At 30.8% G+C, this 16,400-nt stretch carries 8 protein-coding genes and 3 pseudogenes; all 11 read left to right on the top strand.

Annotated elements, in window-relative coordinates:
- Positions 1–175: 175 nt before the first annotated feature.
- The 11 genes and pseudogenes from ACU8YW_RS28405 to ACU8YW_RS28355 all read left to right on the top strand — a co-directional run bounded on the left by ACU8YW_RS28405 (position 176) and on the right by ACU8YW_RS28355 (position 16,322).
- Positions 176–863, top strand: a pseudogene (locus ACU8YW_RS28405) (IS6 family transposase).
- A 664-nt stretch (positions 864–1,527) separates the two neighbouring features.
- On the top strand, positions 1,528–1,899 hold the full coding sequence (locus ACU8YW_RS28400) for a HEAT repeat domain-containing protein (RefSeq protein ID WP_088062897.1): 372 nt from the start codon (positions 1,528–1,530) through the stop codon (positions 1,897–1,899).
- Between the two features lie 457 nt (positions 1,900–2,356).
- A pseudogene (locus ACU8YW_RS28395) lies at positions 2,357–2,474 on the top strand (IS6 family transposase); the annotation flags it as partial.
- Between the two features lie 16 nt (positions 2,475–2,490).
- Entirely contained in the window at positions 2,491–3,543 is a 1,053-nt protein-coding gene (locus ACU8YW_RS28390; protein WP_426936027.1) for an McrC family protein, read from the top strand.
- 422 nt (positions 3,544–3,965) lie between these two features.
- A complete protein-coding gene (locus tag ACU8YW_RS28385) occupies positions 3,966–4,418 on the top strand; it encodes a JAB domain-containing protein (RefSeq protein WP_446894123.1) in 453 nt (150 codons plus the stop codon).
- A gap of 264 nt (positions 4,419–4,682) precedes the next feature.
- Positions 4,683–4,873 (top strand): annotated as a pseudogene (locus tag ACU8YW_RS28380) (DnaD domain-containing protein); the annotation flags it as partial.
- A 373-nt stretch (positions 4,874–5,246) separates the two neighbouring features.
- Positions 5,247–5,405 (top strand): hypothetical protein, encoded by a 159-nt coding sequence (locus tag ACU8YW_RS28375; protein ID WP_179196841.1) that lies wholly within the window; start codon positions 5,247–5,249, stop codon positions 5,403–5,405.
- A 1,043-nt stretch (positions 5,406–6,448) separates the two neighbouring features.
- Entirely contained in the window at positions 6,449–7,546 is a 1,098-nt protein-coding gene (locus tag ACU8YW_RS28370; RefSeq protein WP_071680185.1) for a ThiF family adenylyltransferase, read from the top strand.
- Between the two features lie 37 nt (positions 7,547–7,583).
- Entirely contained in the window at positions 7,584–8,507 is a 924-nt protein-coding gene (locus ACU8YW_RS28365) for an aKG-HExxH-type peptide beta-hydroxylase (RefSeq protein WP_446894122.1), read from the top strand.
- Between the two features lie 9 nt (positions 8,508–8,516).
- The gene (locus tag ACU8YW_RS28360; protein WP_088063434.1) at positions 8,517–9,776 is read left to right on the top strand and encodes an MFS transporter; all 1,260 of its coding nucleotides are present in this window, start codon (positions 8,517–8,519) and stop codon (positions 9,774–9,776) included.
- A gap of 381 nt (positions 9,777–10,157) precedes the next feature.
- A complete protein-coding gene (locus ACU8YW_RS28355; RefSeq protein ID WP_446894121.1) occupies positions 10,158–16,322 on the top strand; it encodes a non-ribosomal peptide synthetase in 6,165 nt (2,054 codons plus the stop codon).
- Positions 16,323–16,400: the final 78 nt, after the last annotated feature.

Genomic DNA, 16,400 nt, shown 5'->3' with positions numbered 1-16,400 from the left:
TCTATTTTCTTTTCAAATATCCCCTAACATCTATAACAGATGTTAGGGGATATTTAAGTTAACAAAATCAAAAAACTTATTATGGTTCTGGTGCAAAAACTTAAGGACAATTGTAATGAATCTATAAATCTTGGACATACTGTTACTATTACTTTAGAAAAGGTGCGTGATTGGTATGGAAAAGGAAAATGTATTCAAATGGAGGCATTATCAGCCTGATATTATTTTGTTAACGGTACAACCTCAGTTTTCGTGATTTGGTGGAAATGCTAGAAGAACGGGGTTTATCCATTTCTCATAAAACGATTATGCGTTGGGTACACCAGTATGGTCCTGAATTGGACAAACGAATCCGATGTCACCTCAAACAAACAAATGACTCTTGGAGAGTCGACGAAACATATATCAAAGTAAAAGGTCAATGGATGTACCTATATCGTGCTGTTGATTCGAAAGGAAACACAATCGATTTTTGCCTAGGCAAAACAAGAGACCAGAAGACTGCAAAGCGCTTTTTCAAGAAAGCTTTGCGGTATTTTCATGTTTCGCAGCCTCGTGTTATAACAGTCGATAAGAATCCAGCTTATCCTATAGCAATTGAACAGTTGAAAAAAGAGAAAAGCATACCTGATGGTATGCAACTTAGACAACAAAAATACTTGAATAACATAGTAGAACAAGATCATCGCTTTATAAAGAAGCGATGATCTTGTTCTATGCTAGGGTTCAAATGTTTTGACACAGCTACATCCATTCTTTCTGGAGCTATGCATATGATTAAAAAAGAACAGATTGATTTACGGGACCAGTCTGTCCAAAACCAGAAAAAATTCATCCATCAATTGTTTGGACTGGTAGCATAAGATACGATTCCGTTAGGAATATATGCGCTTTATTCTCTTTTATTTTATTTTTGCACCAGAACCTTTAAATTAGTTATTTGAACATAGTTAAAATCGGATACTAAGAGTAACTCAGGGTATTCCTCTAATTTTAAACATTTGGTATACTCATACCTTTGATTATAGCCACGCACCAAGCTTTCTCCCTTGCTCTTCATTTCAATCAAAATTTTACCTGGCAAAAGTTAATCAATATAGCCTATTTTAACTTGAGTATCTCTAATCTGATATTCATGTAATCCTTCATGAAAATCCACACCAAACACTCTCATTAGATCAATCTCAAATTTCTGTGCCTCCTGACGTTAATCCATGTTTCAATTTTTCGGATTTTTAGATAAATTAATTACGTTAGTTTCAATCATTTCCTAATTTAATTTTTGCATAATAATCTCCAATCCGTAAATAGCAATACCTTTTAATATTTTAATATAAAATATTAAAACTAATCATACTAATAATGAAATGTAGTATATTAAATAGTTATTTTTATAAACGTTTATTGCTTTGGACTAGACATTATGAAAAATGTATAGGTATTTTAGGGAAACTAAATTTTTTATCTCTAGTTATGTTAAAATATACATGATTTTATTATAAGTATAGATGTAAAAGGAGTGGAACTATGGAAGAGTTAAAAAAGATGTTAGTATCAACTAATATAAACGAAAGAGACAAAGCAATAGAAGAAATTATCAAGTCCAACTTATTAAATTTAAGGGAGGATCTTATTAATATAATCGAACATGGGCCTACATACGCAAAAGTAGGTGCAACAAAAGCTTTTTCCCAAATTGCTACTGAAGAAGATATCGCTACTTTAAAAAGGATTTTAAAAATGAAATCGTGGCATATTCGTGTAGAGGCCATACACGGTATATACAAAGTTCGTGGAGCTAATTCAATTGAAGAGTTAACTCCCCTCTTAAAAGATAAAGCGTATGGTGTAAGAGTAGAAGTAGAGAAAATCCTAAACCAATTAGCTCAAGAAAAATAAGTCTTAAAGTGAAATATACGAAGCGCCATATTAGAATGGAGGAGGTCGATATTTTTAGTGTTTATAAAAAGAATAAACCTCTGCCTAGGGATAATGCTACATCGCTATCAAACTAACGCAACACAATACACCCTAAAATGAAAAGATACGTTATTCTTTCTATGGGTTCATAAGAAAAGATGGCGTTTTTTTGCAGTTGCTGTATCTGATGAATTACAATTATTTGTTTAAGAGATTCAAATTTTTTTATCTCTAAACACCTTACGGGATCTTGCGGAAGATACGAGTTTTGGGAAACGACATATAAATTTCAGAGTTTAATAAATTATTATTTGATTTTGGGTCAGATGTTTAATTATATGGGGGATTCTGGTGCAAAAACTTAAGGACAATTGCAATGAATCTATAAATCTTGGACATACTGTTACTATTACTTTAGAAAGAGTGCGTTATTGGTGTGGGAAAGGAAAATGTATTCAAATGGAGGCATTATCAGCCTGATATTATTTTGTTAACGGTACAACCTCAGTTTTCGTGATTTGGTGGAAATGCTAGAAAAACGGGGTTTATCGCTTTATTAATTATGTTGGCGTGATACAATGTTCAGATGTGAGATACGAAATTATTCCCAAAATAAAACTCACACCTATTGACGATCGAAAGGCATTGCTAAGAATGCTTTCGGTTACAGGATTTTTGCCGGTTTCATTTTATGAGGAAGTACTAAATGGTGAAGATAGAGTGGAACTGCTTACGGCATTTCTTGCTACATTTCTTACTCGTTTGCTAAATGAACTCAGAAAAGGGACTTTTAAAAAATACGAACGTCATGAAGAAAATTTAAATACACTGCGTGGCAAACTCGAGCTTAGTAAACACATTTATAAGAATGTATTTCAAAAAACAAAAGCATATTGTGCATTTGATGAATATACAAAAAATAACTCTTTAAACCAGCTATTTAAATGTGCATTGCGCATTGTAAAAAAGCATACAAAAATACATACTTTAAAACTTTATCTTGAGCGCTGTTTAGGCTACTTAGAACCTGTGGATGTAGTGTATTTCACGGAGAAGGAATTAAAGAGTATTACATTTAACCGACAGAATGAACGTTTTCGTCAAGCCGATTTATTTGCTAAGCTAATAGTTGAGCGGGCAACGATTTATAGTAAAGGACAAGGAGCATCATCGTTCTCTTTCTTATTTCAAATGAATATGTTGTTCGAAAAGTATATTGAAGTAGCACTTCAAGAAGCTATTGGTAATAATAAAATAATTAGTCAACATGCAGAGAAAAGACTATTACGTAACAAGAAGAGTGGACGCCAGAATATTTTATTAAAACCAGATTTTGTGATTGATAATAGGATAATCATGGATACGAAGTGGAAAAGTGCAACAAATAATGGAAGAAGTAGTTATGTACAGAGTGACATTTATCAAATGTATGCGTATGTAACTGCTTATAAGGAAGTTCAAAGGTGTATATTGCTATACCCGAGACAAGAAATAGAAGCTGATCATCCTGTGTGGGAAATTATCGATACAGAAAAAACTATTGAAATGTGCACGATAAGAATTGATGAATTTTCCGAGACTGTGCGAGAATTAGAGAGAATTCTACAAAAACAAGTTAAATAATTTTGTAAAGACACTCGATTGAATATGGGTGTCTTTTATTATGGAGATCAAATATCTTTTAGAAAAGTATGATTATTTAGTTTGTTGTAATTGAAATAGAAATGAACTTATTATATAATAAGTTCAAGAAAATTTTTCCTTTTTAATCATTCCTAAATAACCACAAACCTTTCGGGTTTACGATTCATTACAAGGAAGTGTATAAAACATATACGCTAATTTGTAATACGAATGTATTCCTGAGAGGTTTTTTTGCGTTATAGGAATAGGACAAGTATTGAACTAACAAGGAAGTGATAGGATGTCTTAACTTTTTAAGAAATGTAGTAAGGAAATATTAATTTTGAATTTCAAAATACAAAAGAAGGTGAAAAAAGATGAGAGGAGCAGTCTCGTCTTTTTTATTTCGAAAGGAGAAGGACATGGGTAAGAAAATTATGGTTCAATCTGTAAAGTTGGTAAAAGACAGTAATCGTATTTATGATATTGAGAAAAAGAAAATCACTTGTCCAGCGGATGCTGTACGCTTTGCACAGATTATATTTGATATAGAATCAAGGCCAAATGAAATTTTTGGTGTATTTAACTTAAATACAAAGAATGAAATTATTGGATGTAGTATTGTGTTCGAAGGAACTGTTGATTCATCGTTAGTCCATCCAAGGGAAACCTTCCGCACAGCAATATTAAACAATGCATCTTCAATAGTATGTTTCCATAATCATCCATCAGGGCATAGTATGGAATCTTATGAAGATGTCGAAGTAACTAAGAGATTAAAGGAGTGTGGAAACATTATTGGTATACCTCTTTTAGATCATGTCATTATTGGAGATAACAGCTATGTAAGTTTAATGAAAAAGGGGATTATCTAATACAGAGCAATAAGCCAACTATTTTTAAGGGTGTATAAGGAGGAATAGGAAGATTCTAAAGCGTTTATTCGCATGGATCTTCTTATTTTTTTATTTGTAAGGGTGATTTATAAATAAATTCATAATATGTGATTCGTGGAAATGGACAGATTAAAAGGTCAGAAATATAGGATAAGAAAAAAAGGATCTATGCCTAATAACCTAACAAGGTAGCTCTAACCTAAAGCGAGAAAAATTAGCTTAAAGGTTTTTGATATGAAGGGAAAAGAAGCAGTAAGTTGCTCAAGTGATAGAAAAGTAGTAGAAGAAAACCCAATAGCATTCAACGAGCAAACTTTGGAGTTAGTAAACCATTTGTGGCTGAAGGGAATAATACGGGGATTGAAGATTTAAATTCACAACTTGTTCTCAAGGCAATGGAAATAGCTTTACAAAAGAATGCGCCTAAGGTGAACGTAAACGTTTAGAACAAGTATTAGCTAAATATCGAAAAGAAGCTTAAGTCAAATGGAAGTAGATTATATTACGCGAGAGAAATTTAATCATGGGTGAAGTATCCAATAGATTAATGATTTTCGAGAGATGTGGAAATTTGGTATTTCTGTAGGGAACATTTTGAAAATATTTAAACGGAAACCCCAGTAAGCAATTTTACTAGTCTATGATCAAGCTGAAAAATAAAAAGTAAGGGTTTGGAGTGATTATAATGCCTGAGCAACTAACAATATTTGATTTTGAAAAGGCTTATATTAAGAGATTCAATTTGCATTTTTAGCTTTAGACACATAAAAAGCTTCATCAGATTCCAAAGTTGAAGGAGTGATTGTATTGAAGGTGTGGCAATCTGTCGAAGAGCTACATAATCATGCCAAACAAGTAATTGGCAGGCAGAAGAAAAATTTGATAAAACCCAAATCAATGCAAAAATATTTTGATAATCCCAAAAACAAATTATCTACTATGGATTTTGAAAAGATTGGTTTATAAATAGGAAGTTTTGAATGTTCGTTTACTGCCGCTGTTTGTTTGAAAGGTTTATACATTTAGTTGGTTGACTAATGTTTCAATTCTTCATATTTTTAAAAACCATTTATTTCTTCATTTAAATCCCATATTAGTATATCTAAGCACATATCATACCGTAACTTTATAAAAATTTTTCTATAAATTCAGAAAAGTATTTATAAAGTTAAAATAAAGAATTTTTTGAATATTTTATATTTACAAACGAACGAGTGTGGAATATTATTACAACATAAGCTTTTGAGTACAAGAAAAGGAGTTGATAATCATGGAAAAAGTTAAAGTTAAAGTTAACATTAAAGCTGAAGAATTAACATCTTCACTTGGCGAGCCACGTGCTTAATCCAAGTGTGGAAATTATGACAACATAATTTTTAAAAACAAGAAAAGGAGTTGATAATCATGGAAAAAGTTAAAGTTAAAGTTAACATTAAAGCTGAAGAATTAACATCTTCACTTGGCGAGCCACGTGCTTAATCCAAGTGTGGAAATTATGACAACATAATTTTTAAAAACAAGAAAAGGAGTTGATAATCATGGAAAAAGTTAAAGTTAAAGTTAACATTAAGGCTGAAGAATTAACATCTTCACTTGGCGAGCCACGCGCTTAATCCAAGTGTGGAAATTATGACAACATAATTTTTTTAAAAACAAGAAAAGGAGTTGATAATCATGGAAAAAGTTAAAGTTAAAGTTAACATTAAAGCTGAAGAGTTAACATCTTCACTTGGCGAGCCACGTGCTTAATCTAAGTGTTGTATATTATTACAATTTAGGTTTTATTACATAACAAGGAGTTGATAATCATGGAAAAAGTTAAAGTTAAAGTTAACATTAAAGCTGAAGAATTAACATCTTCACTTGGCGAGCCACGCGCTTAATTCAAAATAGTAATTGGGCCTATTTACATTAGGCCCCTTTACTAATTTTTTGATTCAAAATATGAATAATATTTAGTTTATATATTATATAGATTTTCAATACTTTATTTTAGAGAGGTTACTATAATGAAAAAACAAATTGAATTCCCTATAGTATCATCGTCAATTGAGCCTATAAAACTGTCGAATGGAGATATATTTCTAAACAGTCATATGGGGCGTCATATGAGAATTGAAAAAGCAGAATCTATACTTGAATGTTTACTTGAAAAGTGTGATGGCACTAAAAATATAAAGCAAATTGTTAATGAATTAAGATTGGAAAATTATGATATAACAGAAGTAGAAATTGAGGAAATATTAGAGACATTTTCTGAAAATGGAATTGTAGTTGAATGTAATAAAAGAAAGGTTCCAGAATGGCTTTCTAATGAACAATATGATCGGTATTTTACTTTAATTGATTTGTTTGAAAATTTTCCGGATTTAAAAAATAATCCCTGGGAAGCTTTTGAAAAAATTAGAAATGCCAAAGTTGGGATTATAGGCATGGGAGGAACAGGTAGCTTATTAGCAATGATGCTTGGAGCTACTGGTGTTGGTTATCTTAAATTAATGGATGGAGATAAAATTGAATCCTCGAATTTAGTTAGGCAAATTTTTTATGATGAAAATCAAATTGGTGAATTTAAAGCCGAAATTATTAAAAAGAGAATAAATTCATTTAATAGAGATGTTAATGTGGAATGTATTAATAGTTATGTTGAAAATTTAGAAGATGTTTATTCGTTTGCTGATGGTCTTGATTTTATTTTTGTAGAAGCTGATGAACCAAGATTTATATTGAATAGGTGGGTAAATGAAGCGTGTATAAAGTTAAAAATTCCTTATATAGGAAGCTTTGCTCAACAGATTGGTCCATTATTTATACCAGAAGAAACAGCTTGTTTTACATGCTATGAAGAATATATAAGACAAAATTTAGACAAAAATGATTATGAGGATTTAATTATTGGGATGCAAAAGAAACGAGGAAGAAAGTATCCTTCTGTTGTTTCAGGAATTACATTATCATCACATTATCAGTTTTTAGAATGGTTTTCTTGGTTAACAGGTACATATGAGCCTTTAACTAAAAATAAAGTTTTAACTTTTAAAACAGGTGATATTGTAAGAACAGAGGATGTGTTGAAAAATGAATTATGTGAATCGTGTTCTATATAATTTATTAATCTAATATTTGATAGGAGATGTTTAATTAATGGAAAGAATAGAAGACATATTTACTATTACTCTAGAGGAATCTAAGTTGAAATATGAAGCAAATGAATTTTTATTAGCCCTTTTAGATACATATAAAGAATTATTAAGTAAGTATGAAATAGATTTTTCAGATGAGTTAAAATACCATCCAGCTATGGCTTGGTCAATTTATCGTGATCCTGAAAATGTTGAGCTTTTAAAGGAAAATCTTGCTATCTCAGAACAAGATAAGTCATGGTTTAATTCTATAAATGATAATGATTGGGTTAGTCGTTCACTTGATATTTTATCTGAAAGTAATTCAAAAGATTTAAATAGAGAAATTGTGTTGAAAATGAATGTTCCAACTACAGAAGAATGTGAATTAATTAATAGAGCTTTAAGTATTATTGAAAAGGCTTGGCCAGAAGCTTATAAACAAATAAAATTATTATCAAAAAAGATTGTTGTGATTGATTCTAATGGTGATAATTTTACTTCGGCTACTGGAGCATATTCATTTGGGGCAATATTTTTGAAAAATAAACCAGGTTGGAATGCTATGAATTTTGTTGATGTTTTAATACATGAAAGTGGACATCAAGCATTAATGGTTAAACAAACATTTGGAAGAATGATTGAAAATTTAACTAAAAAAGCAGATTCTCCTTTAAGAGAAGATAAACGTTGGTTAAATGGTACGTTACATGCTACATATGTGTTATGGAGAGTTTTAAAAGTATTTTCTAAAATAAAAGAATCTGAAGTTGTTTTATCTGAAGAGGAAAAAATAACAATGGATATCTTAGAAAAAGAATTTATTTTGAGATTGGAAAAAGGTGTGGAGATTTTAGAAAACGAAGCTGAGTTTTCTAATTTAGGGAAAATCTTTTTTGATGAAATTAAGCAAGAATTGAGCGAGTTTTTATTAATTTATTCTTAAGGAGAGTTTATGAACTTATTTAAGTATTTGAAGCAAACGTTTCACTTTCCCGGTTTTCAAAGTTTTTTATATTCCGGTTTCTTAACAAGTATTGCGAATTGGAATTATGTAGTTGCAATGACCGCTTTGATTTATCAGCAATTTGGAACTACAGGAGTTGCGATATTTGGTCTTACAAGACAAATTCCATATATACTCTTTTCACCAATATCTGGTTATATAATTGATAGATTTCCGAGGAAAAAAATAATTATTTTTATAAATCTTTTAAATGTACTATCTATGACAATGCTTATTATATTTTCTTTCTTAAAAATTAATTCTTTATATGTGTTTCTTCTAGTTTCCTTAATTCAGGTGTTTGTAGGAACTATAGATTACCCTATTAGATTGACAATTGGTAAAAAATTAGTTGATAAGGATTCATTATTAGCAATGAATACACTTACGACTTCATTAGGTACAATTTCTCTTATGATAGCTCCTATTATTGGAGGCGTATTGGTTGGTTTAAACGATTTATTTTGGGCGTTTTTAATTAACGTTCTAGTATATTTAATTTGTTTAGTTTTAGTGTGTTTTATACCAAAAGCTATCAATCAAAATTTTGATGGACTGTTGCAAACTGAACAAAAGGTTAAAATTTCAGATTCTCTAAATAATATTGTAGAGGGATTTAAATTTATTTTATTCAATAAAAAGATTTTTTCTGTCTCTATTATTTTATGCTTTATTCATATAGTTGTTGGATCAGTCTTTGTTTTTGTTCCATATCTTGCTGATATAACTGGACAAGAAGGTTCAGGTACGGGATATTATTTAGCGATTAATGGATTAGGTTGTGTTATCGGAACTTTATTAGGTGGACACTTTGGTAAGAAAAATCTTACTTTTATAATTTGGATAAGCGTATTAGGTTCTTTTATTGCTTGTATTATTTGTGGTGGAATAAATCATGTTTTCGTGGCATATTTAGCAGTTTTATTTATAGGTATTTTTACTATGTTGCCGGAAGCACCTATTATGACTATTATTCAGGAAGAGACTCCTGACAATGCTTCGGGAAGAGTATTTGCAGCTATTGATGTTTTAATTATAGGTGGTATGGGAATAGGTTCATTTTTAGTTGGTTGGTTATTTGCTAATACAACATTTATGTTTACTTTGTTTGTTATTGGTATTTTGCCAGTTATTGTTTCACTACTTATGAATAAATTTTTATATGTTAAAAACGATCAAGTAAATAATAGCTCTATTACAGAAGCATGATTTTGTAAGTAATAATATTTTTTATATTTAAGTGTATACCCTAAAAAATTAATGATTGCTATGGGTAATAAAATTAATAGTGAACATAAAAACCTTTAGGATTTTCTAAAAGTTTTTATGTTCATTAATTTTTTAAATGCGATATAAAAATTTTGATTAGTCGGTGAAATAAACCGTATTAAGGGTGGATAAAATTAACCCTAATGTTTAGAAATATAACAATTACCCGTTTAATGAAGATAATAAATTAAATAATCAAATTTTCGGAACCTAATCCTGTTTTATATATCTATTGATAATATTCTAGATTTTAAGAAAGAGTAAATCAAGATATATGAGTACTATGATTACTGCTAAATATGATATTAAAGGAGCGATATAATGAATATTAACCTTAAATTTACTGATAAATCAGAACATTATGTTCAAAAATTATTTGAACAGCAAGTGATTCAGAATCCGAATTCTGTTGCGTTGGTATATAAAGAACAACAGTTAACTTATAAGGAATTAAATGAAAAAGTAAATCAATTAGCTTTTTATCTAAAGAAACGAAACGTAGGACCTGAAAGTATGGTAGGGGTTTATATAGAACGTTCTTTAGAGATGATTGTAAGTATATTAGGAATAATAAAAGCTGGTGGTGCATATGTCCCACTAGATCCCGCATATCCAACAAAGAGACTTGAATATATCTTGAAAGATGCCAATATACAAGTATTGCTAACCAAAAGCCATTCAACACAGTGGATACCTAAAGAAATAGACTGTATTGATATAAAAGAACATGAAATGAATATTTCGAAAGAAAAAAGTATAAATCCTACAATTGAAGTTAAACCAGATAATTTGGCATATGTAATCTATACATCTGGATCTACAGGAAAACCCAAAGGGGTATTAATTGAACAAAAGAGCTTATGTAATTTTATTATTTCTAGTATTAATTTAACAAAAATGAATGCAGACAGTAAAAATATTCAATTTGCTTCATTATCATTTGATGCTTCAGTATTTGAGATATTTACTAGCCTAGTTTCAGGTGGAACCTTATATGTATGTAGTCAACACGATATTATGCCAGTTGAACCACTTACTCAGTTCTTGCAAAAAAATAAAATTACACATGCACTTTTACCACCTACGGTACTTAATTTGTTAGATGAATCTGTATTTAAAGATTTACAGGTTGTTACTTCTGCGGGATCAGCCTGTAGTGAAAAAGTTGCAAAACGCTGGATGCAAAATCACCTTTTTATTAATGCGTATGGTCCAACAGAAACCACAGTTTATACTGTCGCGGGAATATATAAAGGAGATGGAGCACCTCCTATTGGTCGGCCCATGCCCAATGTAGAGGCATATGTATTAAATAAAGATCATAAGCGTGTCCCTATGGGAACAGTGGGTGAACTTTATATAGGAGGTATCGCATTAGCACGAGGATATTTAAATCAAACTGAATTAACAAAAGCATCATTTATTCCACACCCATTCAAGAATAGCTCTAATGATAGATTATATCGGACCGGTGATTTAGTTAAATATTTACCTGATGGAAATATAGAATATATAGGAAGAGTTGATAAACAAGTTAAGATTAGAGGGTTTCGAATTGAGTTAGGTGAAATTGAAACAATATTAGGAAAACATCCAGACATTAAAGAAGTTACTGTGGTAGCGCAAGAAGATACATTTGGAGATAAAATCTTAGTAGCCTATATTGTAGGTGAAGGAGATGTACAAGAGTGGAGAAAACATGTAGAGGTACATCTTCCAAATTATATGGTACCGGCTCATTTTATCAAGATAGAATCATTGCCGTTAACTGTTAATGGGAAGGTAGATAAAAATGCTTTACCCGCATGGGATTCTATTATACAAACGAGCGAGGGATATATAGCACCTCGGAATAGAGTAGAGAGAAAATTGGTAGAAATTTGGTCAGAGGTATTAGGGATTGATTCCTCTGTCATTGGGGTAAACGCTAATTTTTTTGAGTTAGGTGGACATTCTCTCTTAGCAACTAAAATAACTTCACGTTTAGGTGTTGATTTTTCAATTCTAATACAAGTACGTGACATATTTGAATACCCTACTATTAAAAGTTTCTCAGAACGTTTAACATTTTTATTGGAAAAAATGGGGGAAAGCGATGTTTTAATACCATTACAATCAGTTAAACGTGAACAATACGAACCATTATCTTTCGCTCAACAGCGTTTATGGATAATGGATAAAATTGAAACAAATAGTGCACTTTACAATGTCCCGATTGCATGGCGTTTAAAAGGGAAATGGAACGTTGAGATGTTAAAAAAAGGATATGCTGCAATGATACATCGCCATGAAATTTTACGGACAGTATTTCAAGAAATTGACGGAAAACCAGTGCAAATTGTTCAAAAAGATATAACAGTTCCCTTATCAGTAATTGATTTATGTTATCTTTCTCCGGAAGATAAAATATCGAAAATGGATAAAATATCGAAAATAGAAGCTGAAAAGCCGTTTGATTTAAGCCAAGGGCCTTTATTGCGTGCTCATTTAATAATAATGGACAATGAAGAGTTAGTACTTCTTTGTACCGTCCATCATATTATTTTTGATCGCTGGTCATTAGATACTTTTATCAATGAATGGATGAGTTTTTATCATGCATTTTTGGAAGACGAAACTGAAAAGCTTCCCCCTTTACCTTTTCAGTATATTGATTTTACAAAGTGGCAAAAAAGCTGGTTAAAAGAAGACGTTATACAAAAACAATTAGCATATTGGAGGAATGAATTACGTGGCTTACTTCCTATATTGGAACTCCCATTTGATTATCCTCGTCCAACAATACAAAGCTATAATGGAGATACGTATCAAATTGTCATACCCAATAAATTGTTAGAAAAAATAAAGGTATTTAATTATAAGGAAGGTGTTACACTATTTGCCACGTTATTAGCAAGTTATCAAGGGTTTCTTTCTCGTTATACAAATCAAAAAGATATTTTAGTAGGCAGCCCGATTGCTAATAGGAATTATCCAGGAGTTGAAGATCTTATTGGATTCTTTGCGAATACTGTAGTCTATCGTGCAGATTGCTCAAATAATATAACATTTAAAGAATTGGTCCAACAGATAAAGAAAAAAATGTTAGATGCACAAGAAAATCAGGACGTTCCTTTTGAAAAAGTTATAGAAGCCATACAACCAGAACGTGATATGAGTTATTCTCCACTATTTCAGACAATGTTTGTTTTTCATAATCAATTAAAAGAGTTACCAAAATTATTAGATCATAGCGTAGAAAAAATGCCTAGACATATGAATGGTGCAAAGTTTGATATAACTATAGCAATGGAAGAGGTACCAACAGGATTACAAGTGGACTTTGAATATAATACAGACTTATTTAAGGTTTCTACAATAAAAAGAATGGCTCAATCTTTTGAAATTTGGCTAGATGAAATTTTACAATTTCCGGAGGAACCTATTGAGAATTTAAGAATAATTACTAGGAAGGAAGAAAAGCAATTATTACATGAATGGACTAACATAGAGGGGAATTATCAAAAAGATGTGGTGATTCAAGAGTTATTTGAACAGCAAGTGATTCAGAATCCGAATTCTGTTGCGTTGGTATATAAAGAACAACAGTTAACTTATAAGGAATTAAATGAAAAAGTAAATCAATTAGCTTTTTATCTACAGAAACGAAACGTAGGACCTGAAAGTATGGTAGGGGTTTATATAGAACGTTCTTTAGAGATGATTGTAAGTATATTAGGAATAATAAAAGCTGGTGGCGCATATGTCCCACTAGATCCAGCCTATCCAACAAAGAGACTTGAATATATCTTGAAAGATGCCAACATACAAGTATTGCTAACACAAAGTCATCTAACACAGTGGATACCTAAAGAAATAGACTGTATTGATATAAAAGAACATGAAATGAATATTTCGAGAGAAAAAAATACAAATCCTACAATTGAAGTTAAACCAGATAATTTAGCATATGTAATCTATACATCTGGATCCACAGGAAATCCAAAGGGTGTCCTTTATGCACAAAAAGGTCTATGCAATTTTATTAATGCCAGCATTGATTTTACAAAATTAAATACGAGTAGTAAGGTAGTTCAGTTTTCTTCAATTGCATTTGATGTTTCACTATATGATATATTCGCAACTCTGGTGTCGGGTGGAACTTTATATGTATGTGGTCAACAAGATATTATGCCAGTTGAGCCACTTACTCAGTTTTTGCTAGAAAATAAAATTACGCATGCATTTTTACCACCTACGGTACTTAATTTGTTAGATGAATCTAAATTTGAGGAATTACAAACTGTTATTTCTGCGGGTTCAGTCTGTAGTGAACAAGTGGCAAAACGGTGGGTGAAAAATCACCTCTTTATTAATGCATATGGTCCAACAGAGGCATCGGTTGCTACTATAGAAATTTATAGTGGTGAAGGGACACCACCTATTGGTCGATCTATTCCAAATGTAGAGGTATATGTATTAAATAAAGCTCAAAAACTTGTCCCTATTGGAACAGTGGGTGAACTTTATATAGGAGGTATCGCATTAGCACGAGGATATTTAAATCAACCTGAATTAACAAAAGCATCATTTATCCCACACCCATTCAAGAATAGCTCAAATGATAGATTATATCGGACAGGTGATTTAGTTAAATATTTACCTGATGGAAATATAGAATATATAGGGAGAGCTGATAAACAAGTTAAGATTAGAGGATTTCGAATTGAGTTAGGTGAAATTGAAACAATATTAGGAAAACATCCAGACATTAAAGAAGTTACTGTGGTAGCGCAAGAAGATACATTTGGAGATAAAATCTTAGTAGCCTATATTGTAGGTGAAGGAGATATACAAGAGTGGAGAAAACATGTAGAGGTACATCTTCCAAATTATGTGGTACCGGCTCATTTTATCAAGATAGAATCATTGCCGTTAACTGTTAATGGGAAGGTAGATAAAAATGCTTTACCTGCATGGGATTCTATTATACAAACAAGCGATGGGTATATAGCACCACGGAATAGAATAGAGAGAAAATTGGTAAAAATTTGGTCAGAGGTATTAGGGATTGACTCCTCTGTCATTGGGATAAACGCTAATTTTTTTGAACTAGGTGGGCACTCTTTAAAAATTATGAGTACTTTAGTAAAAACATTTTCTGAAGGCTGGAATGTAACTATTAAAGATTACTTTGAATTAAAAACTATTAATAATATAGCTAAAAAAATTCAATATGGATATAGAGTAAATTCACATTCAGATACATTAGATATTAAATTGTTAACACCTCCGAAGAAGCTAAAGGAAACAAAAAGATATGCATTTAGTAATAATAGCAAAATACTTTTAACAGGAGCTACAGGATTCTTAGGTATACATCTACTAGAACAACTATTGGATACTACAGAATGTAAGATATATTGTTTAGTTCGTGGGGAAAATAAACTAGAGGCGAAAAATCGTTTATTAGACATGTTACAATTTTATTTTAAAAACAAATTTGTAAGATATCAATCTTTAGTAAATCAGCGTATCTTTATTGTGCAAGGTGATTTAGCTAAACAAAATATGGGATTAGAAAACGCATTATATAAGGAGCTTCATCAACAAATCTCAACTGTTATTCATGCTGCGGCTTTAACAAAACATTTTGGCGAGTATAGTGAATTTGAAAGAGCGAATGTCCAGGCGGTGAAAGAACTTCTTGCATTTGTTGGTGATACTAAGGATTTACATCATATATCTACGACTGGTGTAGCAGGACAATTTGTATTAAGTGAAAAGGAAATAATATATAAAGAAAGCGATTTTTATGTAAAACAAAATTACAAAGATAATGTGTATGTGAAAAGTAAATTTTTAGCAGAATATGAAGTGTTCAAGGCAATATTAAGGGGAACAGATGCTACTATTTATAGAGTAGGAAATCTTACAAATAGATATATTGATGGACAACATCAATATAACTTCACCGAAAATGCATTTATGAGCAAATTAAAATTTATATTACAATATGGTATCGTGACAGATGTATTATTATCAAGTGAAGTTGAATTTACACCTGTAGATTATTGCAGCAAAATTATCACAGGGTTTGTAACATCAAATGAAGTGCATGAAAATAGTGAAGATTGCGTAAATCATATATACAATCATCTTACGTTAAATTTAAAGGAACTTGTAAAGTTACTAAATTCAATGGGATATCCAATTAAAGTAATTTCTGAAACAGAGTATCAGCAATTTATTTTAGAAATATCTAAAGATAAAAAGAAACAGGAAGATATTCAAAATCTCATGACATTTGAAGAGCCGAAAGATAATTGTTATAAACCAATAAAGCTTGATTCGACTGAAACTCAAAAAAAGCTAAAATTATTAGGTGTTCAATGGCCTATTATTAATAGTGAATATATACAACAAATAATTGCTTATATGACGAGTGTTACTGGTAGTGGTTCTGTAGCAAATTTTTTAAAACAAAGTTATACTTTAAAAAGCTGATTGGGAATATGAGAAATGAGCTATTTTAAAGGAAAGTAATTAAAAAAACATAGAAATTTTTTAGGTGAAATCATTGGA

The sequence above is a fragment of the Bacillus pretiosus genome (assembly GCF_052947655.1).
The sequence above is the reverse complement of the archived record's forward strand: the minus strand, read 5'-3'. Positions and strand labels throughout refer to the sequence as shown.

What these genes read in the sequence shown, in the direction of transcription:
- ACU8YW_RS28370 (WP_071680185.1), top strand. Translation starts at nt 6,449, where the DNA reads ATGAAAAAACAAATTGAATTCCCTATAGTATCATCGTCAATTGAGCCT.
- ACU8YW_RS28360 (WP_088063434.1), top strand. Translation starts at nt 8,517, where the DNA reads ATGAACTTATTTAAGTATTTGAAGCAAACGTTTCACTTTCCCGGTTTT.
- ACU8YW_RS28365 (WP_446894122.1), top strand. Translation starts at nt 7,584, where the DNA reads ATGGAAAGAATAGAAGACATATTTACTATTACTCTAGAGGAATCTAAG.
- ACU8YW_RS28355 (WP_446894121.1), top strand. Translation starts at nt 10,158, where the DNA reads ATGAATATTAACCTTAAATTTACTGATAAATCAGAACATTATGTTCAA.
- ACU8YW_RS28385 (WP_446894123.1), top strand. Translation starts at nt 3,966, where the DNA reads ATGGGTAAGAAAATTATGGTTCAATCTGTAAAGTTGGTAAAAGACAGT.
- ACU8YW_RS28400 (WP_088062897.1), top strand. Translation starts at nt 1,528, where the DNA reads ATGGAAGAGTTAAAAAAGATGTTAGTATCAACTAATATAAACGAAAGA.